The organism is Acinetobacter sp. 766875 (assembly GCF_000582055.1).
In the GTDB taxonomy this organism is placed as follows: domain Bacteria; phylum Pseudomonadota; class Gammaproteobacteria; order Pseudomonadales; family Moraxellaceae; genus Acinetobacter; species Acinetobacter nosocomialis.
This window is the reverse complement of record NZ_JEXX01000028.1, coordinates 1-22895: the sequence shown is the minus strand read 5'-3', so window position 1 is coordinate 22895 and position 22895 is coordinate 1. Positions and strand designations below refer to the sequence as shown.

Below are 22895 nucleotides of genomic sequence, written 5' to 3'. Positions count from 1 at the left end.
ATTTACAGCTAAAAATAGAGATTAGTTATATAGAGAAATTTTTTGTGCGTTCAGGTTAATCACACTAACCGCATCAATTTTTCCTTCTTCACCCAAACGAACACCATATTTAGGATTGTAAAGGTATGGACTAGAATAAAAATTAATATTATTGCCACCCATTGCAGTACTACCTAAGGGATGAGCAAAACCTGAACCGATATTGGTTGAGCCATTATGATATAGACCAAGATTATGCCCAACTTCATGACGCATGGCTGCAAAAGAACAACCTGCAATATCATTTGCACCAATCATGTTATATGCCGAAGCATTAATCCAAGCCCAGCCACAACCGCCATCCCCTGGTTCATTACCTTGATAATAAACACCGTCTGCCAATACACGTTTACGCTCATTTTGTACCGTCGTGTCATCTCGTCCAGTCGAGATTGCTTCTTTTAAAGTAGTAGCTGGGATTTTATAAGTTAAATAGCCCACATCTCTTAAGTAAAAACGTGCATTTGAATTTTCAGCGGTTAAGTTTGTTAAATTTACGCCTTCAATCATTCTAAGTTTTGCTGCACTTTCACCTAAAATTGAGTTTACTTCTGGGCTAGAAACCAACAACATATCAATTGTATAACTATCTACTGTCCAACCTTGAGCGGTGTAGATAAAACGGCGGTTTTCACCATTTTTAATTGCTGTCGACAAACCATTAGCAGCATTAATATAGGTGTCGGCCGATGCATTCGACACAATAACCACCTTATCTCCGACTTGAGCTTGAGCTGGTAGCTGCAAGGTCGGCTGCCAATTGGATGTAGACAGTTTTACCTTTAAAGTGGGTTGGGTCATATTCGGTAAAATTGCAGGAATTGTTGCCGTTGAATCAATCACTTTTGTTGGTGAAGAGATAAGCTGCCAATAGCCTTTGTCGCTTACATACATAAACTCATACTGATCGCCTGTTTTAAGGGTTAAGGTCGCTTGGCTATTAACATTGGTATTATTAATTTTTGCAGACCAAGTTGCAGTAGACTTGATAATAATCCTATCCCGATCATTTGCAGTGGTAGGTAAAGTGAAATTAGAAACCCAATTTCCATCTCCAAATGCAATTTCGGTAAGTGGGCTATTTACTGCTGCTAAAGATGTTCCAATTTGCTGAACATTTAGCTTCTGAGGTTTTATATATTCTGGCACCCATTTTCCTAAAGCAGAATAATATTTAAACCAATATTCAGAACCATTTTTTAATGTAAAACTGCTCGGGAATAGTAAGTTGGTTTTATCAATATCCGAACTTACACTTGCTGTAGAAACAACTTGTACGGTTGTTCCGTCACGCACATCACTTGGTAAAGCAATGGTTTGTGCCCATTTGCCATCTTGAATAAGTACTTTTTGCATGGTTGCAGGCGTTAACGGTATTAACTCATAGTTAGCCCCAGTAGTAGGACTAACCGTTGCTAGCTGAGCAATCCATTTATTTTGACTGCTATTAAAAATGAATTGATAGATATCTCCGCTATTTATCTTCAACACTTCTAACGGAATATTCGTATTAGAAGTGTCTAAATAACTACTATAAGCAGCACTAGAACGAATTGTAATTTTGTCTGAATTATTAGCATTTGTTGGTAAAGAGAGATTTTTTACCCAATTTCCATTAGCTAAAGAAAACTCTAAATCTGAATAACCCGTCGGAATTGATCCACTATTATTATTCTGATTTGGTGAGAGTACGGTTGCAGCATATACAAGTGAAGATGCAACAATTGCACCAATAATAAGTGATGTTTTTAATTTAAAATTCACCGTAGCCTCTTTTATTTGTTTTTAGATTTTCGAATAGCAGGTTAACAAACCATTTTTTTGCAGTCAATTTTCAAATCATTAATTTTTTATTAAATTTCAATAAGATGATGCTTGAATCATTTTGAAATAAAAACATGAAATTCATTAAATAATAGTTTGGTTATGAGAATTAAATAACTAAATTGAATATAAAGAAAATATTAAAAAGACATTTGAGGGTAAAAAGAAAGATAAATCTCTCTTTTTACCCTTTATTTTAGTTTACTTTCTTAGGAAAACTAAACCAGACAAATACAGTTAACAGGAAGAAACAAATGGCTGAGATAGTAAGCACCCAACTATGTGCATAGCTAAAAGCTTGCTGCGCAACCGCAACTAATTGCTCTCCTAAAGGTTTTTCAAGGCTAGATGCTAATTGCATAGTTTCACCAATTGAAATACTCGCTTTTTCAATTAAGTTTGACGGAAGCTCGGCCGGTAAACTAATTGAGCGACTATAAAACCAAGACAACATCAAACCAAAAATAGCGACGCCTAAACCAGCGCCAAGCTCATAGGCCATACCTTCAATCGCACCTGCTGCACTCGCCTTTTGTGGGGGTACAGATGACATAATGGCAGCAGTTGAAGCCAGTAAGGCAATCTCAATACTAAAGCCTAAAAAGACCATACACGTCCACGCTAAAAAGTGATCAGTCGAAAAGTTAAGTTGGGCAAGTCCCCAGAGACTGAGTGCACTTATTAAAATACCAACAGCAGATACAAGTCTAAGTCCCCATTTATTTAAACAGATTCCTGCTAGTGGACCACCTAAACTAATTGCGATCATAAATGGAATAATAAACATGGCTGCCTGTAATGGAGAAAACCCATGCACAAACTGCAACTCTTGAGACAGTAGTAATTCAAAGCCAACCAAAGCAATCATTGAAACAACTGCCATGACAATGCTGGTAGAAATCACTGGATGTTTAAACAATTCCAGATCAATCATTGGCGTGGTCGTTCTTTTTTGGCCTCGAATGAAGTGAATTAATGTGCTTATACCCACCACAAACATCACGACTGTAAGTACCGAGAAGTTATACATAGCCGATTTGATTGAATAGATGAGGCTTAAAATGGCTACCACTAAAACTAAAGCTTGTCCTAAGTTAATTGGCTGATCAGTTTTTTCTTGCTGTTTAGGAATGATCATTACGATCATAACTAGAACCACTAAAATAATCGGAATGTTAATGAGGAATACAGCTCCCCAATGGAAATGTTCCAGCACAAATCCACCAACTAGCGGGCCAAAAGCTGCCCCACCGCCACCTACTGTAGACCAGAGACCGAGTGCAAAATTTCTCTGCTTTTCTTCGGTAAAAGCATTACGGATGCCTGATAAAGTGGCCGGAATAAGCATCGCTGCCCCTAGGCCTAAAACAGCACGTGAAGCAATTAAGGCATAGGCCGTTGGAGAAAAAGCCGCAGCTAGAGAACCAATACCAAAAACGGCAGTTCCTATAAATAATAATTTTTTAAAGCCGATACGATCACCAAGTGCACCCATCGGCAAAATTAAACCCGCCATAATCAGTGAATAGATATCAATGATCCATAAAAGCTGATTGGCAGTTAAATTTAATGCTTCACTTAAAGTCGGTGTAGCAACATGCATCACTGTTGCATCAATTGTCACAGGTAAATAAATAAGGACGATAATTGTCAGGATTAACCATTTCTTTTGCATAACATTCTTCTAATATCCAAAAATTGGACATGTGTTCAAATCATGGTTATTATATACACAATTGGACACTTGTCCAATTTTTAAATTTAATGTAGTTTGTGTCGAATTCAGTCAGGTGAAAGAAACATGGCCTATCTTAATCGCGATCAACGCAGAGAAATGATTTTGCAAGCTGCCATGCAAGTTGCTTTGGCTGAAGGTTTTACAGCCATGACGGTACGTAGAATCGCAACAGAAGCACAAACCTCTACCGGACAAGTTCATCATCATTTTTCTTCCGCATCTCATTTAAAAGCTGAAGCTTTTTTAAAGCTGATGGAACAACTTGATGAAATTGAACAAACTCTTCAAACAACCAGCCAATTTCAAAGACTCTTCATCTTATTAGGCGCAGAAAATATAGACAGACTTCAGCCCTACTTACGATTATGGAATGAAGCTGAACTCTTAATTGAACAAGATGCAGAAATACAAAAGGCCTATAACCTTGCTATGCAAAGTTGGCATGAATCTATTGTGCAAGCAATTGAACTCGGTAAGAAAGAAGGTGAATTTAAAAATATATCTAATTCAACAGACATAGCATGGCGACTCATTGCTTTTGTGTGTGGATTAGAAGGGATTTATCAACTTGGATTACAAGGTTTAGCTGAAAACGACTTTAAGCGTCATACCGAAGCAATTATTCGTCTAGAATTATTATAAATGGGAGCTGGCATTTATTAAAAAACACCAGCATTTATTGATTACATAAAATTTAGAACCAACCTTTACGCCCTTTTAAAACTTGGTCAGTGCAGCGTAAGGTTTCTTGAGTCAATCCCCATAAACGATAGTCACCCGTGATTGAACCAATCTGGAAGTTATGTGTATAAGCAAAGCTAAGATCACGCTCAGGGTCACACCATGCGCCTGAACCATTGTAACCAATATGTCCAAATCCATTTTTAGCGCGTTTACCCATCGTAATAATGCGGTGATATCCTAAGCGCCAATTCATCGGAATTGGCATAACACGATCACGTGCATAACTTTGAATGGTACTGAGTTCTTTAAATACTTCTGGGCGAATGAGTTGTTGTCCATTCCATTCACCTTGATTTGCTAGCATCGCATAAATTTTAGCAAGACTATTTGCAGTAAATGTACCGTTTGCTGCCGGAATAACTGCTTGTAATCCCTCATCACTAAAGAAACTAAAATTCTTCATTCCTTTTGGAATCATGGCATCCTGAAAATCTTGCGGGTCTTGTCCAGTCCAAGTAATCATTTTTTCAGAAAGTGAACTTTTGCGCGGCTGAGGTTTGTTAGGTTTTTCAGCTTGAGTAGGTGCTGGTTTTTCTGGTTTTGGTTGAATAATTAATCGTGCTACTCGATCCAGTTCGCTTGCAGGTGTACCAAAATAAGCACCGTCTAACTGCAACGGTTCAATGAGATATTTTTGCATGAGCTGATCTAAAGATTGACCAGTTGCTTTTTCAAGCACGCCACCGACAAGCCAACCAAATGTTAAGGCTTGATATGCATTGCCCTGTCCTGCAAGGAATCTTGGCTTGGTGGCTGCCATCACATCTAACATATGTGACCAGTCCAGCATTTCCCTCGCACTTTCAATAATATTTCGAATATCAAACATACCACTTTGATGGCTCAGCACATGGCGTAAAGTCATTTGCTCTTTACCATTTTGAGCAAACTCAGGCCAATAAGTCGCAATCGGTTTATCGTATTCTAAAAAACCTTCACTGACTAAAATATGCGCCAAGGTTGCAAGTACACCTTTCCCTGTAGAGTAGCAAACTGCCAAAGTATCAGGTTGCCAAGCTTCAGTTTGTGATTTTAGACCGGTGTAGATATCTACAACTTTCTGACCTCTAAAATAAACCGCTAAAGCAGCTCCACCTTGTCCTGTTCTAGCATCTTGAAGACGACTGAACTGGTGAGCTAAATCAATAAAACGTTCATCTAAAATACCGTGATAGTTATGGGTATCGGCCAGTAAAATCTCTTTAATCACATGAAGTTCCTTGCATTTTTTGTTATTTTGCTCAAAAGCAGCCCAAACCTGTGTTCAGGCTGCTGATATTTTTATAATGCTTTTACTGTTCCTGCAACATGCGGTTTTTGCGATTTTGCATTACGAATCAAAAAGTCAGTCTTTTTGTCTGTATTGGCAGTTAAAAACTCAACTTTTGATGGTAGGAACATTGGTAGCTTAAACCAGACATCTGCTTCATAAGCATTAGGTAATTCAAGATTCGCTAGTGCTTTAGCTTTGCTCCACATACCATGTGCAATTGCTTGCTTAAAGCCAAATGCTTTTGCAGTAATGGCATGAATATGAATTAAGTTAAAATCACCAGACACTTTCGCGTAACGGCGGCCTGTGTTTTCTAAAATATCCCACTCTGCCTTTGGAACATAAACTGGTGCTTGTTCTTCTTTGGCTTTCTCACCCACTCTTTTCTCGACTTTTTGGCGAGATAAATAAGTCGTTAAGCCTTCCATCACTACTTCATTGCCAACTTTTGCCGTGGTAATAAAGTCAAACTGAACGCCTTTATCATGCGGTTTTAATTCCCCAAATTTGCATGACAAAGTTAGTTTTTCAGTTACACCAATAGGTCTAGTCTGTTTAATCTGGTTACGGATATGCACTAAACCTAAAATTGGAAATGGAAAGGCTTCTGCTGTCATCATGTGCATTTGCAAGCTTTGAGAAAGTACCGCTAAATAAATTGCCGGTACAAAGCCATTATTTTGAAAGCCACATACTTCGTTATAAGCCTTGAGATGGCTCTGATCAATTTCAAGACGGTCTACCACATATTCAACTTGTGGTAAGATTTTTGGCCCCTGTGGCTTTTTAAAAATTAAGCCTTGTACTACTTTTGGATAAGCCAATGCCGCTTTTGGTAGTTGGCTAAAATGACGAGTATTCATACCTAACCTTTTATAATTTATAGATTCTTGAATAAAAAAGGGATGCAGAAGCACCCCTATTTAGCTAAGAGTGCTTAAGCGCCCAACAAGCTTTGACCACACACACGTACAACGTTGCCATTTACACCTGTAGAAGCAGCTGATGCAAACCATGCAATTGTTTCTGCCACATCAACAGGTAAACCGCCTTGTTGCATTGAGTTCATACGACGACCTGCTTCACGAATTGCAAACGGAATTGCCGCAGTCATTTGAGTTTCGATAAAGCCAGGTGCTACTGCGTTAATGGTAATACCATTTTTTAAGATAGGTGCAGTAAATTTCACTAAACCGATTACACCAGCTTTTGAAGCAGCATAGTTGGTTTGACCAAGGTTACCCGCAATACCACTAATTGATGATACACAAACAATACGGCCATTTGCATTTAAACCATCGTTTTCTAATAAGTAGTCATTTACGCGTTCAGCAGCAGACAAGTTAATGTTAATGACTAAGTCCCAAAGCTCTGGCTTCATGTTTGCCAAAGTTTTGTCACGTGTAATACCTGCGTTATGAACAATAATATCTAAACCGCCTTGTTTTGCCGCAGCAGCTTTAATTTTTTCGCCCGCATCAGCAGCTGTAATGTCAATTGCCAATGTAGAACCGCCAATATCAGCAGCTACACGGTCAAGGTCAGCTTGTTGTTGTGGTACATCTAGACAAATAACATGCGCACCATCACGTGCAAGCACATGTGCAATTGCTTCACCAATACCACGGCTCGCACCAGTTACCAATGCAGTTTTTCCAGCAAGTGGTTTTGCCCAATCAACATCCACCACATCTGCTTTAGATACACGAATTACTTGGCCAGATACATACGCTGAACGTGGAGAAAGCAAGAAACGTAATGTTGATTCAAGATTTGCAGCAGCACCTTCATCAACATAAACAACTTGAGCAGTAATACCCTTTTTAAATTCTTTACCTACAGATTTGATAAAGCCTTCAAGTGCGCGCTGAGCAATTGCCTGTTTTACAGTTTTTGTAGTTTCAGGTGTTGTACCAATCACAATCACTCGACCAGAAGTCGCAACTTGACGTGCAATCGGATTAAAGAATTTATAAAGTTCGTTTAACTGTTCTGAGTTTTGAATACCAGATGCATCAAATACAACTGCTTTGAATTTTGATTCTTTATCGCCCGCATTGAATGGACGTAAATTTAAACCAACTTTTGCAGCTTCTTGTTGTAATGCAACATTATTGCCTACATAGCTGTCAGCATGAATATTGCTAAGTACTTGTGCAATCGCACCAGACAAAACACTTGACGGCGCTGCGCCAACCAATACTGCACCATTCACTACTGGCTGAGCACTTTCAAAACGCTCTAATACAACTGGTGATGGTAAACCCAGATTTTTAACAACGAATTTACCAATAGGAGATTGTGTAAATGCTTGGTATTGATCAGTCATGATTATTATCTCTCAAAGAAATGAATTTTCTACGACAGGCTTCATTATGTTATGAGATGGACAGAAACAATATGAAATCAGCCGTTCATTAGAGTTACTCCAAATCATACTTGAGTTCATCTTTGGATGTCTTGACCTGAATACTATCTACAATGTCATTCTAGTCAATACAGGTCTATTTGAATTGTGTTAAGGTAGCTTACAAGAATATCGTTATTATGCTTGGAAAAGCCTTATGAGCAAAACAACTCAAGAAAATCCAGCAGTCGAGAATTCTGCTCAGGAAAAAGTGTCAAATACATCAAAGTCGGCTTCTAACACGGCTAAGCGTAATAGCACTACTCCTAAAGCAGCAACTAATACACCAAAAACGACACGTACTCGTTCAACGACTGCACCTGCACGTAGCCCTCGTAGTAAGAGCGCTGCTTCAGCAACCCCGTCTACATCTTCAAATGTAGCTGCAGCACCAAAAGCAACAAAAACCAAAACTTCTGTTCAACAGGATAAAACCATGAGTCAAAACACTGTTCGCCGCGTTGCAATCCTTGGTGGCAACCGTATTCCATTTGCACGTTCAAATACGGCTTACTTTAAAGCGTCTAATTCTGACATGCTGACAGCAGCATTGAATGGTTTGGTTGAGCGCTTTAATTTACAAGGTAAGCGTATTGGTGAAGTTGTTGCGGGCGCTGTTTTAAAACACAGCCGTGATTTCAACATGACTCGTGAAGTTGTATTGAGCACAGATCTTGCTCCTGAAACTCCTGCTTACGACATTCAAATTGCATGTGGTACAGGTTTACAAGCAGCATTTGTTGTTGCCAACAAAATTGCGCTTGGTCAAATCGACGTAGGTATTGCAGGTGGTGTAGATACCACTTCTGATGCGCCAATTGCTGTAGGTGATGGTTTACGTAAAGTTTTACTTGAGCTCAATGTTGCTAAAACTGGTAAAGACCGCCTTAAAGCTTTAACAAAAATTGATTTTAAAAAGCTTCTTGATGCACCAAGCAATGGTGAACCACGTACTGGCCTTTCAATGGGTGAGCACCAAGCAATCACTGCTTTAGAATGGGGTATCACTCGTGAAGCACAAGACGAATTAGCTGCAAGCAGCCACCAAAAGCTTGCTGCTGCTTATGACCGCGGTTTCTTTGATGACTTAATGACTCCATTCTTAGGTCTTAACCGTGACAACAACTTACGTCCTGACAGTACAGTTGAAAAACTTGCTAAGTTAAAACCAGTTTTCGGTAAAGGCGAAACTGCAACAATGACAGCAGGTAACTCAACTCCGTTAACTGACGGTGCTTCTGTTGTATTACTTGCTTCTGAAGAATGGGCAAAAGAAAACGGTCATGAAGTTTTAGCTTACCTTTCTTTCTCTGAAACAGCAGCTGTTGACTTCATTGGTAAGAACGGCCCTAAAGAAGGTTTGTTAATGGCTCCTGCTTATGCAGTGCCTCGTATGCTTAAGCGCGCTAACCTTAAACTTCAAGACTTCGATTTCTACGAAATCCATGAAGCATTTGCATCTCAAGTACTCTCTACCCTAAAAGCTTGGGAAGATGAAAAATTCTGTAAAGAACGTCTTGGCTTAGATGCACCATTGGGTTCAATTGACCGCTCTAAACTGAACGTAAATGGTTCCTCTTTAGGTGCAGGTCACCCATTTGCTGCAACTGGTGGTCGTATCTTGGCTACTGCTGCTAAATTAATTAATGAAAAAGGTTCAGGCCGCGCATTAATCTCGATCTGTACAGCAGGCGGTGAAGGTGTGGTTGCGATTGTAGAAAAATAATTTCTATTTATCGACCTAACAAAATAAGCACCCATTTGGGTGCTTATTTCATTTCAATCTATGTGAATTAATGAAGTGATGCTGCTTTAGCATTTGGGAAAAACTTATCTTCAATATGGTCATAGCACCACTGGAAAATAAAGGTATAAACCAAAATACATAAGGTCAAACCTATATCTAAAATAAATGCATCAATCACTGTCATCTGCATCATATATGCAATCATTGGAACAGTCGCAATCAGCAAACCACCCTCAAAACCAATCGCGTGTAAAATCCGCACAGGGATCGTTCTTTCCCAATTAAATTTATGCTCTACTTTTTCAAAATAGTGGTTAAAAATCATATTCCAGAAAACTGAAACCACTGCCATAAACACACCGAGTGTTCCAGTCACTTCCATCGGCATGTCAAAAATAAAACTTAATGCAATCGCAATGATGACCAACAAAATTCCTTCATAACTGATTGCATGAATGAGTCTTCTCTTGGAAATCAACATTTTTAAATACTCAATAATAACTTGGATAATGTGCATTTTATTTTTATAATTTTGATTAATCCAATTAGGTTCTTTCAATTTTTTTGACAGATGAATATTAATCAAGAACAACTTCTCATGTTCCAAGCCGTTATGGAAACAGGTTCATTTTCAGCAGCAGCACGGAAACTCGGTAAAGTCCCCTCTGCTGTGAGCATGTCGATTGCTAATTTAGAAATCGATCTGAACCTGACTTTATTTGAACGTAAAGGCCGCGAACCTACTCCTACAGCCGAAGCACGAGTGCTATATGAAAAGACAGCACAACTATTGATTGAAATGAATCAATGGAAACAGCACGCGCATGCATTAAGTACTGGGCTGGAACCTAATCTTACTATTGTTGTAGTGTCTGAACTGCTACATACCAATTGGACCGACTATGTTTGCCTGCTAGAAAGTCGCTTTCCCGATCTACAAATTAATATTGTGTCTGCCCCTCAAGAAGATGCGCTTCAAATGTTATTAGATGGCTCTGCTCAACTGGCCCTTATGTTTGAACGTGAGCATTTAGACAATAGAGAACAGTTTGTTGAACTCAAACGTGAAGCCTTAATTCCTGTTATTTCAAAAACCCATCCTCTTGCAAACCAAGAACATGTTTCTTATGAGCAGATTTTGGGTACAAGACAAATTGTGGTAGCAAGTCGAGATGAAACATTAAAACCCGAATTATTATTTTCAAAACATTACTGGCGTACAGACAACCACCACTCTGCTTGCTTAATGATTTTACGTAATTTGGGTTGGGGAGTACTGCCGCAAGAGATGTTTAAAGAAAACCCTGAGTTAAACAACAAGCTTAAAGCATTAGATGTATTTGATTTTACACCGCGCTTTGAATATTACGTTGATTTGGTCTGGAGTCGTGAAAGTGAACTCGGTGCTGCTGCACGCTTCCTGATTGACTATATCCGTAATAAGCGAATGCAGCAGCTTCCTTAAAATAATTTCAATTTAGATGCACAACATAAACGTTTTTCTTTGAAACATAACAATTGATATATCGACAGTATGGATAGAGTTTGTGCTATAAAGAAAACATAAGATTTATTACTGAAGATGTTGAATATCAATGACTCATACAGCACTTGACCAATTAAAAACATTAACGACCGTTGTTGCTGACAGTAGCGACCTCGATGCTATTCGTAAATTTCGTCCCTTAGATGCTACAACGAATCCTTCATTGATTACTGCGGCAGCAGAACAACCAGAAAGTAAAGAGCTCATTGAAGATGCTTATTATCAAGCCAAAGAAGAAGGCTATAAAAATGATGAGCTGATCGAAAGAACCATTGATATTTTAACCGTAAAATTTGGTGTAGAAATTTTAAAACTCATTGAAGGCCGAGTTTCAACAGAGGTTGATGCTGCCCTTTCATACGACACTGAAGCAACCATTCAAAAAGCACATGAATTATGTGAACTTTACAAAGGTTATGGTATTGATCAGTCACGTATTCTTATTAAAATTGCGTCGACTTGGGAAGGTATTCAGGCTGCTAAAGTACTCGAAGCTGAAGGTATTGCCTGTAACCTCACTCTTCTTTTCGGTTTACACCAAGCTCAGGCATGTGCAGATGCGAAAGTGACTTTAATTTCACCATTTGTCGGCCGTATCTTAGACTGGTACAAAAAAGCTGAAGGTGTCGACGCTTACCCAATCGAGAAAGACCCAGGCGTAGTTTCAGTTAAGAAAATTTATACCTATTACAAACAGCAAAATATTCCAACTCAAGTGATGGGTGCAAGCTTCCGTAGTATCGATCAAGTGCTTGGCCTTGCAGGATGTGACTTGCTAACAATTTCGCCGGGACTACTCACTCAACTTGAGCAAGATACACGTGCTGTTAAAGCTGCACTTGATGCAACTCAAGCAAAACAGGCAGAAGCGATTGTTAGACCTGCTCAGAACGAACAAAGTTTTAAAGACGAACTCAATCATGACTTAATGGCTTTCCAACTTTTACAAGGTGGTGTTGATGGCTTTATTAAAGCGCGAGATCAATTAAGCCTTTTGTTACGTCAATCCTTTGGAATTGATGCAGAAATTAAATCTTAAAAAACTGCACTTTTCATACAAAATTACCGATTTTTGTTATCATGACAAAAATCGGTTTTTTATTGAGTTTCTCGTGTTCGGCATAACAGATCTAACAACATATATTATTGGTACACTCCTAATTGTGTTATTACCCGGACCCAATTCCCTTTATGTGATGTCAATTGCTTCACGCTATGGTATTAAAACTGGATATATGGGTGCACTTGGTATTTTTACTGGTGATCTTATTTTAATGTTATGTACCGTATTAGGTGCAGCTTCTTTATTAAAAGCATTCCCTTGGGTTTTTATTATTCTTAAACTCGTTGGTGCACTTTATCTGTCCTATTTAGGGTTTAAACTTTTACAAGGCAGTATTCAACGCTGGAAATTACGTAATCAACCACAAGCCGAAATGGCTGATTTACCTGCTTTAGATAAAATTCATCCTTATAAAACCGCCTTAAGTATTAGTTTACTTAACCCTAAAGCATTTTTATTTTTCTTATCTTTCTTTGTTCAGTTTATTAATCCAGATTACGCTTATCCAGCTTTAAGTTTTTTAATCTTAGCGGTGATTTTACAAATTATTAGTTTTAGCTATTTAACAGCGCTCATTTTCTCTGGAATTAAACTCTCAGCATTTTTTAAGCAAAATCATAAAATTGCAGCAAGCGGAATTTTCTTAGTTGGTATTTTATTTTTTGGGTTCGGTTTAAAGCTGGCCACTTCAACCATGTAATTTACTAAGGCAATAAAGTTAAAACTTATTAAATTATTAAAATGCCAGCATGCCATCTGTTTTGACTTCATTAAGTACAAAGAATGTTCTCACCTGCCTTACTCCCGGTAAGGCAATAATTTTTTCACTATGAAATCGGTTAAAAGCAGCTAAGTCTTTAACACGAATTTTTAGAAAATAATCGACTTCTCCGGCAACCAGATAACACTCTAGAACATTCTCCAAATCACCTGCGGCTTGTTCAAAAGCTTGAAAGCTATCGGGTGTAGAACGGTCCAGCACTACCCCAACCAAAACAATGGTCTCACGCTGCACCATACTGGGATTGATTCGAGCACGAACATCTAAGATGGCTCCAATTTTAAAAAGACGTTGCGTATGATTCCAACATGACGAGGTACTAATACCAACAAGTTTTGCTAGTTCGGCATTACTTAAGCGTCCATTTTCTTGTAAACAACGCATAATTTTCAGCTCAAGCGGTGTCAAATTTTCAGCTTGCTCATTCATAAAAATAATATCCAAATTTAATTACTTATTATGAAATAAATAATAGCATTTATAACCATATAAAAAATATTATTTCATTTTGACACCCAAAATAGGAAGCACCTTCTTTAAAAAAATTGTTAGATTTATCTGGCTGAAAATATAGGCAGAAACATATTAATTTTTCAGGGACTTAGAACATTTAGCCATGCAAAAGATTCTTCAAGATTTTTCTATTCCAGCCGTATTCGCGGGTTTCATTACCTTTCTAATTGGTATTAGTGTTTCGGCTATTTTAGTGATTCAGGCAGCCCAAGCTTTAAATGCTTCACTTGAACAAATCACCTCATGGTTTTGGGCTTTAGGTTTGGGTCTTGGTTTATCAGGACTCATCCTTTCTTGGAAATTTAAATACCCTGTAGCAACAGCTTGGTCTACTGCCGGTCTCGCTTTAATTATTGCAACTGGCGGTGGATATAGCATAAATGAAGCAATTGGTGCTTTTTTAGTTGTTGGTGTACTGACTGCGGTTTTAGGTTTTTCAGGAATATTTCAAAAGGCGCTTTCATATATTCCTCAAAGCTTGACCAGTGCCATGCTTGCAGGCGTTTTACTCAAATTTGGTATTTCACTTTTCGCAAGTTTGCAAAATGATTTGGCATTCGTTTTATCTTTACTCTTCATTTATATCTTTACCAAAAGATTATGGCCGCGTTATAGCATCGTGTTCACAGCACTTGCTGGTGTTGTGCTCTGCCCTGTGTTTTTAGACTTTCATATGCCTACACTTCACTGGTCTTTGGCTAAACCTGTTTGGATTAGTCCTGTTTTTAGCTGGTCAGCAGTTTTAGGCTTAGCGCTACCACTGTTTGTGATTAGTATGGCTTCACAGTATTTACCCGGTATTGCCATGATTAAAAGTTATGGCTATAAACCACATGTCAATCAACTCATTGGCTGGACCGGTTTAACCCAAGTTTTGCTTGCGCCTTTTGGTTGTTATAGCGTCAATATTGCCGCGATTAGTGCGGCTGTATGCCTTGATGATCAAGTTCATCCTGACCCAAGTAAACGCTATATTGCTGGCATAAGCTCTGGTTTTTTCTATGCATTGATGGGACTATTTGCAGCAACACTGACAAGCTTACTCATGTCCTTTCCTCATATTTTTATTGTAGCTTTAGCAGGTATTGCATTACTTGGCACCATTAGCCATAACATTGCGCTTGCCTTTGGCCCAATTGAAGACCGTGAAGCAGCACTATTTACCTTTTTATGTAGTGCTTCGGGTATCCAATTTTTCGGTATTGGTTCGGCATTTTGGGGACTAATTGTCGGTATTATTGTATTTGTAGTCCTTAAATTTAAGGTTAAAAAATAACACCTACAATAGAAACTTTGCGCTTAACCATTTAGAGCATTTCATAAACAATTGAGTGCAAAGTCTCATTAAATTAATTAATTGCGTTTTTATCCCAAAAAGCCTGTCTTATTTGTGGCATCGCATTTAAGTGGTTAATAATATGCTGCGCTTCTTCCGCTTCAATTGAAGTCGCAATTAAGGTCACTTCTATTTCAACCTCTTTCTCTCCAAAAGGTGTTACATCAATGTCTTTGGGAGGGTAATTGTGGTGCTTCAACGTTAGATTTAATTCATCCATAACTACTTTGCTCTGACTTCGGTCACAGATAATATAAATTACATGTAAAACCTCTGTATCATCGTCTAATGGACGACGGTCAATGATATGAACAATCGGTCTTAACAACGTATTAGCAGATAAAATAAAAGCTGTTGCCAGTATGGCTTCAATAATTAAATCAGAACCCGCAGCGGCCCCTACCGCAGCAGAACACCATAAAGTTGCTGCGGTATTTAAGCCATGGATGTTACCTTCTTGACGCATAATTACACCTGCGCCCAAGAAACCAATACCCGAAACCACATAAGCAATGACCCGAACAGCGCCATCTGCTCCAGTAAGATTTGTTGCAACATCCACAAAAATTGCAGCACCTACAGCGACCAGTACATTGGTTCGAAGACCAGCAGTCCGTTGCCTATATTGCCGTTCAAATCCAATTAACGCCCCTAAAATAAAAGCAACTGAGAGACTAATTAATGTATCAACAATATTGGATAAATCTGCATGTTGTAGAAATTGCAACTTCATCTTGCACCTATAATTTTATTGCCAGCCGTAACGGCGGATATAGATTTTTTTCACCCATTGAGTAATACACATATAAGCAATTAAAATTAAAGGCAAATATAAGAAATAACTTAATGGTAAAGCTTGCAGTTTTAAATAACTTGCTAAAGGGCCCATTGGTAAGAAAATACCAATACACATAATCACTACTGTCATGACTAACAAAGGGGCTGCAGCACGACTCTGAATAAATGGAATCTTAGCCGTACGGATCATGTGCACAATTAACGTTTGAGTGAGTAACCCCACTACAAACCAGCCAGACTGGAATAAAGTCTGATGTTCAGGTGTATTTGCCGAAAACACAAACCACATTAAACAAAAAGTGATAATGTCAAAAATAGAGCTAATCGGTCCAAACACCACCATGAAACGGCCAACTTCTTCAGGTTGCCAACGCTGCGGTTTTGCAATTAACTCTTCATCAACGTTGTCAAATGGAATCACGATTTGTGACACATCATAAAGTAAGTTTTGAATGAGTAAGTGAATAGGCAGCATTGGTAAAAATGGAATAAAAGCACTCGCAATTAATACCGAAAAAACATTACCGAAATTTGAACTTGCCGTCATTTTGATATATTTCAACATATTGGCAAAAGTTCTACGGCCTTCAATTACACCTTTTTCAAGCACCATCAAGCTTTTTTCAAGCAAGATTAAATCTGCTGATTCTTTAGCAATATCTACTGCCGTATCTACTGAAATACCAATATCGGCAGCGCGTATAGCCGCGGCATCATTAATACCGTCTCCCAAGAAACCAACCACATGACCGTTGGCTTTTAACTGCTCAACAATACGTTCTTTATGTACAGGGCTAAGCTTTGCAAAAATATGGTATTGCTCTACTGCTCTTTTGAGCTGCTCATCGGTTAAGGTTTCAATTACACCGCCCAATAGAACTTGATCATAGTTCAGACCAATTTCTCGGCACACTTTTTGAGTGACAAACTCATTATCACCAGTAAGTACTTTTACGGTTACACCATGAGCATGCAAACTTTGTACTGCTTCTCGAGCAGACTCTTTAGGTGGATCAAGAAATGCGACGTAACCAATTAAAATTAAATCACTTTCATCAACAACCGAATAATTTTCCTGATTATTATCAAACTCACGATACCCTACAGCAACAACACGTAAGCCATCTCGGTTATAACGTTGAGTTAATGCTTCAATTGCGACTTCACGTTGCTTTGTTAAAGGCTCTACTTTGCCATTTACCTCGACATAACGGCAAACCTTTAACATTTCCTCAACTGCGCCCTTGGTAATCATCCGCACTTTTTCTTGAGGGGTTTTTACAACAACCGACATACGGCGGCGATCAAAATCAAAAGGAACTTCATCTAACTTCTTATAACGTAACTTTTGAGTTTTGATCTGATCATCAACAGCTTCTAACACAGCCACATCAAGCAAATTTTTCAAACCAGTTTGATAGTAACTGTTTAAAAATGCTTGCATGAGTACAAAGTCTGATTTTTCCCCATGAACATCAATATGTTGGGATAAAAAGATTTTGTCTTGAGTTAGCGTTCCAGTTTTATCGGTACATAAAACATCCATTGCACCAAAGTTTTGGATCGCATCTAGACGTTTAACGATTACTTTCTTTTTAGATAAGAAAACCGCACCCTTGGCTAAAGTTGAAGTCACAATCATCGGTAGCATTTCTGGAGTAAGCCCAACAGCAACCGATAATGCAAATAAAAATGCCTCTGTCCAATCACCTTTAGTGAAACCATTAATAAAAAGTACAACAGGTGCCATCACCAACATGAAACGAATAAGTAACCAACTGACTTTGTTGACACCCATTTGAAATGCTGTGTTACTTCGATCAGTAGCTGTAACACGGTGAGCGAGTGCACCCAAATATGTTTGAATACCCGTACTTAAAACAACTGCCTGAGCCGAACCAGAAACAATATTGGTCCCCATAAATACAATGTTATCTAACTCTAAAGCACTCGTTTCTTCGAGATTTTTCTGCAATGGAAATTTCTCGACAGGCATTGATTCACCAGTCATTGCAGCTTGAGAGACAAACAAATCTTTGGCATTTAAAATTCTGCAATCAGCAGGAATCATGTCACCTGCAGATAATAAAATCACATCACCTGGCACCAAATATTGAATTGGCATTTCAAATTGGTGATTGGTTTGTTTTTTAATATCAATGCCATAACGCTCATGCATAAGCTCTAAATCTTCTGCACTAACTTGATGACGCAGTACTGTAGCGGTATTACTTACCATTGCCTTTAAAGCATCTGCAGCTTGATTTGATTTTGCTTCTTGCCAATAACGAAGTAATGTCGAGAGAATAACCATCACGCTAATAATGGTTGAACCCGTTAAATCATCGGTAAAAAAAGCAATTAATGCCAAAAGGCTAAGCAAAATATTGAACGGATTGCGGTAGCAATACCAAAGATGTTGCCACCAAGTTAATGGCTTCTCATGAGTGATCTCATTAAGCCCCACTGCCATTTGCTGGGTATGTGCTTGTTCTTCTGTAAGCCCTGTGTAATGAGTATCGAATTGTTTTAATAAATCACTTGATTGGGCTCTTGATGCATCGAGCAAACGCATAGATAAATTTTTGCTAATTTCTTGAGCATAGCTAGATTGATGTAGCTCTTTAAAAGATCGATTACGACCAAAAAAACGCATCAAATGAAATCTTTGTAAAAATGCTGTGAAGAGTCGTTGCCAGAATTTCATCGCGAAATCCTCCATTTTTTAGGCGTACAAAGCTCTCGACCTTATTGATAAATAAAGTCTATAAAAATTTAAAATTTAGAAAGGGATAGGAGATCGTAAAGTTACGATGAAGAAGAGAAAATTAGCCCAAAGCCGAACCAACGCTGACGGAAAGTCACGCGCTTGAACATAGCTCGAATACTTTGAATCGTATGAGACGAATTATTTACCAAAATTGAATTTTGGTAGTTATAGCAGTGTGTGGAAGCATATAAGAACATTGGCTTCTCCCCATTTCTAGCGAGAAACTAAATAGATAAGTGCTTGAAGTACTTAATTACAAAAAATAATTTGTATAGGTTTAATCTAATTTTTTACAAAGCTATCTCATTGCAAGATAGCCCGTTCCTAATGGTTATCTTGCTCAGTATTGGCTTTGGTTTAATTGATAATTAAACTCGAACCTCGAACAACTACCCATTTAGGATCTCCATTAAATAAACTCGCGGCAAGTATATGTTTTACTCTATAACACACAAGAATTTTTTTGTAATTTTTTATTAACAAAATTCCAGCTTAAAATCACAGCTCTTTGACTACCACAGTTTTCGCCATTTTGTCATGCCAGCCTTGTTTTTTAGGATCAAATGCCACCCAAATAAGACCAATACAAAATACTAAGATGGATGGAATATATCCAATATAACGAATGATAGATTGCATCAAAGTTAACTTATTTCCCGTTTTTTCATCGAGAACTTTTAAACGCATAAGGCGTTTACCTGGTGTACCTGCAAAGTAGAGCCAACATAAAACGGTATATAAAAATGGAAAAGCATAATTTACAATCAGATCAAACCAATAGTTTTGCGGTTTACTACTCATTCCTGTCGCAAATATCAGATCATAATCTCCACGATAAAAAACCCATGCAGCTGGAATAATTGCTAAAAAGAGAATAAGTGTATCAATAATCATTGCACCAAATCGTAACCAGAACCCTGCATATTCGTATTTATAGCTCATGCGTACACCTCTGTTTTGTTATCGTTTGCCTTATACTAAAGAGACAACTTCATTTTACTTTAATCCTAAAGGAAATCTTTTTATTTTTAAATACTTGAAATAATTTTTAATTTTCTATTTTACTTAGAATTGTAATAAATACTGTTGAGACCAATAAATTATAATATCATATATAATATTTAAGTATTTTATATACACCTCACTCTAGATGAGGTGGTTTAATTATTTTTATTGAATTAATAATATATAACGGCTGATTATTTCCAAAACAAAACATCGATTTTAAATTCTTTCTTCAATAGTAATGCAGCACAGATTAGTCCTAAACCAATAATTATCAAAAAGAAGCTTAAAGTTAATACACCGCCTAGTATAGATAAAACACCTAGAATAGCGAGTAGATAAAATAAAATTATAATTAACTTAAACATTTAGTTTATTCAACCATTTACGATAAAATCAACTCATTCTAGCGCTTTTAGGAATAAATACTGTTCTCAAATGTTGAATACACACCTTCTTTGTATTAACTCAAAAACAATATGTTAATAATTCTTGCTAAATGTTAATAATAAAAAATAAACTGTGACAAATATCACAGTTATAATTTATTTAACTTCAAAATAGTGCTTTTCAGTAATAAGTTTTATTTTCAGATTTTTATATAAACGATCTTTTGAATTTTCCAGTGAAGGTACTACTTTTTCAGCAAACTTATCGTCCGCCATAAGTCTTGCATAAGTTTTATATCCAATTACTAATTTTTCCGGTTCTTTACCTGTTTGGCGAAATTCTTCAATAAGTTTACTTACTTTCTTTGCTGTTAAATCTGCCATTCTTATACTCCCCCACTCAATATACTATTTGGTTATACGAGTTCTGTATGACAAAAATATGAAAAGTAATTTATTGTAAAGTTCATCTAAAAAATAAAATTTTCACTCTACTCTATATCGATCAAGCAATTTCATTTTAAAAGCAATAAAAATCAATTATATATTTCATTTTTATTTAATTTAATGACAACTTAATTGAATTGATTTCTACCTTTAAACAAATGTGTTAATCTTTAAGTAAGAAAAGCTTCATACATATAACAACTTGTAAATAAGAGGAATAACATTATGAATTATCAACATATTATTGTACCTGTGGATGGTTCCGAGATTTCTTTGGCAGCAGCCCGACAAGCTGCCCATATTGCTAAAGCTTTTGGTAGTAAACTTACAGCAATTAGTCTTGTTGCAGTAGATCCATTTAGTGGTGTTGATTTTTATTACATCTCTCCTGTTGTAAAAGATTATTTTGTTGAAGCGCGTGCGAATGCTGAAAAAACGCTTGCCAAGGTAAAAGCCTTATGTGCTGAAGAAGGCGTTGATATTGATACACAAATTATTCAAGGTGAAATCTCATCTGATGGCATTTTAAAAGCTGTAGAAGACTTAAAATCAGACCTGATCGTTATTGGTTCTCATGGTCGCAAAGGTTTCCAAAAACTTATTTTAGGTAGTTTTGCACAAGATGTTCTAAACAGTACTAAAATCCAAGTTTTGGTGGTAAAAGAATAATTGATTAGGCAAATAAAAGCCTAATCTAGTGATTAGGCTTTTCATCATAAAAAAATGCATAAGTTTTACACAGCTTAAAAAACGTTATAAACTATTAGTCTCTTTCCTCTTCTATTTTGTGAGTCACGCCAATGAAGTAAGTCTTTTTTCTCATCAATTTTCTCTTTTTTGATGTGCAAAATAGACTATTTTTAGTGACTTAACGTCTTTATTTAAAGCTTAACTTTCCTATTTTGTACATCCTGTATTTATGAGGTTTTTTATGACTCAGCAGGCATGTGTAGTATCGCAGCTCACTTTAGAATTTCCTTCAAAAGTGATGTTTAAAGAATTAAATTTTTCACTTGAGCATCATCAAGTATCAGCTTTAATTGGCCGCAATGGTCAAGGTAAGTCTTTACTTATGCAGTTGCTCCAAGAGATTTCGCCCACCAAAGAGATGCACATTAGTGGTCAAATTACTTGGCTGTCTAAGCATGCGTATTTAGCTCAATTAACGCGCCTTTCTTCATCCACCATTGCAGAAGAGAGGTGGTCCCACATGTTTGAACAACTAAAAGCTTATTTATAAGTGATACTCTGCTCTAGTTAAGCTACCTTATTTTGTTGTGGTAGCTGGTCATAGTAAAACTCATCTGGAGTCATTTTGTCCAGACTCGAATGAGGTCGTTTCAAATTATAAAATTCAAAATATGCGTTTAATTGCTTCTTCGCATCCAAAACATTGCTGTAGGCTTTGAGATACACCTCTTCATATTTAACGCTCCGCCATAATCGTTCAACCATCACATTATCAACCCATCGACCTTTACCATCCATGCTGATTTGGATGTCATTTGATTTCAATACATCAATAAATGCATCACTGGTAAACTGACTGCCTTGGTCTGTATTAAATATTTCAGGTCGACCATATTTTTCAATAGCTTCATTTAATGTTTCTATGCAAAATGTAACCTCCATACTAATCGATACTCTATGCGCAAGTACCTTGCGGCTATGCCAATCAATCACAGCACATAAATAAACAAAGCCTTTTGCCATAGGGATATACGTTATATCCGTAGACCACACTTGATTACTGCGCTGAATAGCCAATCCTTTGAGCAGATATGGATATTTGCGGTGAGCTTGATTAGCCTGGCTTAAATTTGGTTTGCAATATAACGCATTAATGCCCATTTTCTTCATTAAAGTACGTGTATGACGTCGTCCTATATGATGTCCTTGACGATTCAACAAATCACGCATCATACGGCTACCTGCAAAAGGGTATTGCATATGTAACTCATCCATACACCGCATCAGCTTCAGATCTGATGCACTCACAGGTTTTGGGCGATAGTAATAACAACCACGGGAGACTTTCAGCAGCTGAGCTTGCTTAGATACTGAAATCTGAAGTGAGTCATCGATTAACTTTTGTGGTTGAAGCGGCCCAGTTTCTTCAACACACCTTCTAAAAAATCAATTTCTAATGCCTGCTCACCGATTTTTGCATGTAGTTTTTTTAGATCGATGGGTGGTTCTGTTGGAGCTTTTGATTGATCGAAAGCTTGCGAGGAAGCTGAAATCAGTTGATTTTTCCAGTCGATAATTTGGTTTTGATGAACATCAAATTCAGCACTCAATTCAGCAAGTGTTTTTTCTGCTTTAATCGCAGCAAGTGCTACCTTAGCTTTAAAATCATTTGAATGATTTCTTCTTGGTCTACGTGCCATAAAATACTCCATATATTGATGTTTATAACATCATTTGGGGAGCAAAATATCACTTATAAGTGTTGTTCAAATTTCCTGATCCACC

At 37.4% G+C, this 22895-nt stretch carries 20 protein-coding genes and 1 pseudogene; 8 read left to right on the top strand and 13 right to left on the bottom strand.

The genetic code is table 11. The features are described from left to right. Positions 1 to 21: 21 nt before the first annotated feature. Positions 22 to 1803, bottom strand: a complete 1782-nt coding sequence (gene cpaA / locus J576_RS17420) for a metalloendopeptidase CpaA (RefSeq protein WP_002053623.1) — start codon at positions 1801 to 1803, stop codon at positions 22 to 24. Positions 1804 to 2059: 256 nt separating this feature from the next. After that, complete coding sequence (gene amvA, locus J576_RS17415) at positions 2060 to 3538, bottom strand: multidrug efflux MFS transporter AmvA (protein ID WP_002053609.1); 1479 nt, start codon at positions 3536 to 3538, stop codon at positions 2060 to 2062. A gap of 126 nt (positions 3539 to 3664) precedes the next feature. Here amvA and J576_RS17410 point away from each other — a divergent pair, with 126 nt between their 5' ends. Continuing rightward, positions 3665 to 4243, top strand: coding sequence for a TetR family transcriptional regulator (locus J576_RS17410; protein ID WP_002053659.1), 579 nt, complete (start codon positions 3665 to 3667; stop codon positions 4241 to 4243). Between the two features lie 52 nt (positions 4244 to 4295). On the opposite strand, the gene J576_RS17405 is transcribed toward J576_RS17410, so the two are convergent. The 3 genes from J576_RS17405 to J576_RS17395 form a co-directional block, all read right to left on the bottom strand. Then, the gene (locus tag J576_RS17405) at positions 4296 to 5555 is read right to left on the bottom strand and encodes an EstA family serine hydrolase (protein ID WP_002053615.1); all 1260 of its coding nucleotides are present in this window, start codon (positions 5553 to 5555) and stop codon (positions 4296 to 4298) included. A gap of 71 nt (positions 5556 to 5626) precedes the next feature. Further along, positions 5627 to 6481 (bottom strand): MaoC family dehydratase, encoded by an 855-nt coding sequence (locus tag J576_RS17400; protein ID WP_002053622.1) that lies wholly within the window; start codon positions 6479 to 6481, stop codon positions 5627 to 5629. A gap of 74 nt (positions 6482 to 6555) precedes the next feature. Next, entirely contained in the window at positions 6556 to 7947 is a 1392-nt protein-coding gene (locus J576_RS17395) for a 3-oxoacyl-ACP reductase (RefSeq protein WP_002053633.1), read from the bottom strand. 235 nt (positions 7948 to 8182) lie between these two features. Here J576_RS17395 and J576_RS17390 point away from each other — a divergent pair, with 235 nt between their 5' ends. Beyond that, positions 8183 to 9751, top strand: coding sequence for an acetyl-CoA C-acetyltransferase (locus J576_RS17390; protein ID WP_002053671.1), 1569 nt, complete (start codon positions 8183 to 8185; stop codon positions 9749 to 9751). Positions 9752 to 9818: 67 nt separating this feature from the next. Here the strand turns inward: J576_RS17390 and aceI are convergent, their stop codons facing one another. Continuing rightward, complete coding sequence (gene aceI / locus J576_RS17385; protein WP_002010078.1) at positions 9819 to 10253, bottom strand: chlorhexidine efflux PACE transporter AceI; 435 nt, start codon at positions 10251 to 10253, stop codon at positions 9819 to 9821. A gap of 90 nt (positions 10254 to 10343) precedes the next feature. Here aceI and aceR point away from each other — a divergent pair, with 90 nt between their 5' ends. From aceR to leuE, 3 genes are all read left to right on the top strand, one after another. Beyond that, on the top strand, positions 10344 to 11237 hold the full coding sequence (aceR, locus tag J576_RS17380; protein ID WP_002053653.1) for an HTH-type transcriptional regulator AceR: 894 nt from the start codon (positions 10344 to 10346) through the stop codon (positions 11235 to 11237). A gap of 130 nt (positions 11238 to 11367) precedes the next feature. Beyond that, entirely contained in the window at positions 11368 to 12357 is a 990-nt protein-coding gene (tal, locus tag J576_RS17375; protein WP_002053629.1) for a transaldolase, read from the top strand. A gap of 73 nt (positions 12358 to 12430) precedes the next feature. Then, positions 12431 to 13081: a leucine efflux protein LeuE gene (gene leuE, locus J576_RS17370; RefSeq protein ID WP_033855710.1), complete on the top strand. Its 651-nt coding sequence runs from the start codon at positions 12431 to 12433 to the stop codon at positions 13079 to 13081. Between the two features lie 36 nt (positions 13082 to 13117). Here leuE and J576_RS17365 read toward each other — a convergent pair whose 3' ends face one another. Then, positions 13118 to 13591 (bottom strand): Lrp/AsnC family transcriptional regulator, encoded by a 474-nt coding sequence (locus tag J576_RS17365; RefSeq protein ID WP_002053657.1) that lies wholly within the window; start codon positions 13589 to 13591, stop codon positions 13118 to 13120. A gap of 187 nt (positions 13592 to 13778) precedes the next feature. Between J576_RS17365 and J576_RS17360 the strand changes: the two genes are divergently transcribed. Next, the gene (locus tag J576_RS17360; protein WP_002053634.1) at positions 13779 to 14951 is read left to right on the top strand and encodes a benzoate/H(+) symporter BenE family transporter; all 1173 of its coding nucleotides are present in this window, start codon (positions 13779 to 13781) and stop codon (positions 14949 to 14951) included. Positions 14952 to 15024: 73 nt separating this feature from the next. Here J576_RS17360 and J576_RS17355 read toward each other — a convergent pair whose 3' ends face one another. From J576_RS17355 to J576_RS17335, 5 genes are all read right to left on the bottom strand, one after another. After that, complete coding sequence (locus J576_RS17355; protein WP_002053619.1) at positions 15025 to 15744, bottom strand: MgtC/SapB family protein; 720 nt, start codon at positions 15742 to 15744, stop codon at positions 15025 to 15027. Positions 15745 to 15759: 15 nt separating this feature from the next. After that, positions 15760 to 18516: a magnesium-translocating P-type ATPase gene (gene mgtA, locus J576_RS17350; protein WP_002053649.1), complete on the bottom strand. Its 2757-nt coding sequence runs from the start codon at positions 18514 to 18516 to the stop codon at positions 15760 to 15762. 561 nt (positions 18517 to 19077) lie between these two features. Further along, positions 19078 to 19521: an RDD family protein gene (locus tag J576_RS17345; protein ID WP_002053613.1), complete on the bottom strand. Its 444-nt coding sequence runs from the start codon at positions 19519 to 19521 to the stop codon at positions 19078 to 19080. 257 nt (positions 19522 to 19778) lie between these two features. Further along, on the bottom strand, positions 19779 to 19952 hold the full coding sequence (locus J576_RS20500) for a hypothetical protein (protein ID WP_002053667.1): 174 nt from the start codon (positions 19950 to 19952) through the stop codon (positions 19779 to 19781). A gap of 177 nt (positions 19953 to 20129) precedes the next feature. Continuing rightward, entirely contained in the window at positions 20130 to 20357 is a 228-nt protein-coding gene (locus tag J576_RS17335) for a hypothetical protein (protein ID WP_000774578.1), read from the bottom strand. Positions 20358 to 20645: 288 nt separating this feature from the next. On the opposite strand from J576_RS17335, the gene J576_RS17330 reads away from it, so the two are divergent. Beyond that, positions 20646 to 21089: a universal stress protein gene (locus J576_RS17330; protein WP_002053669.1), complete on the top strand. Its 444-nt coding sequence runs from the start codon at positions 20646 to 20648 to the stop codon at positions 21087 to 21089. Positions 21090 to 21351: 262 nt separating this feature from the next. Continuing rightward, positions 21352 to 21615 (top strand): annotated as a pseudogene (locus J576_RS17325) (ATP-binding cassette domain-containing protein); the annotation flags it as partial. 62 nt (positions 21616 to 21677) lie between these two features. Here J576_RS17325 and J576_RS19930 read toward each other — a convergent pair. Further along, positions 21678 to 22822, bottom strand: a protein-coding gene (locus J576_RS19930; RefSeq protein WP_085944219.1) for an IS3 family transposase whose coding sequence is annotated in 2 segments (ribosomal slippage) — positions 21678 to 22558 and positions 22558 to 22822 — 1146 coding nt in all. Because the reading frame shifts where the segments join, the coding sequence is not laid out codon by codon here. Between the last annotated feature and the right edge of the window lie 73 nt (positions 22823 to 22895).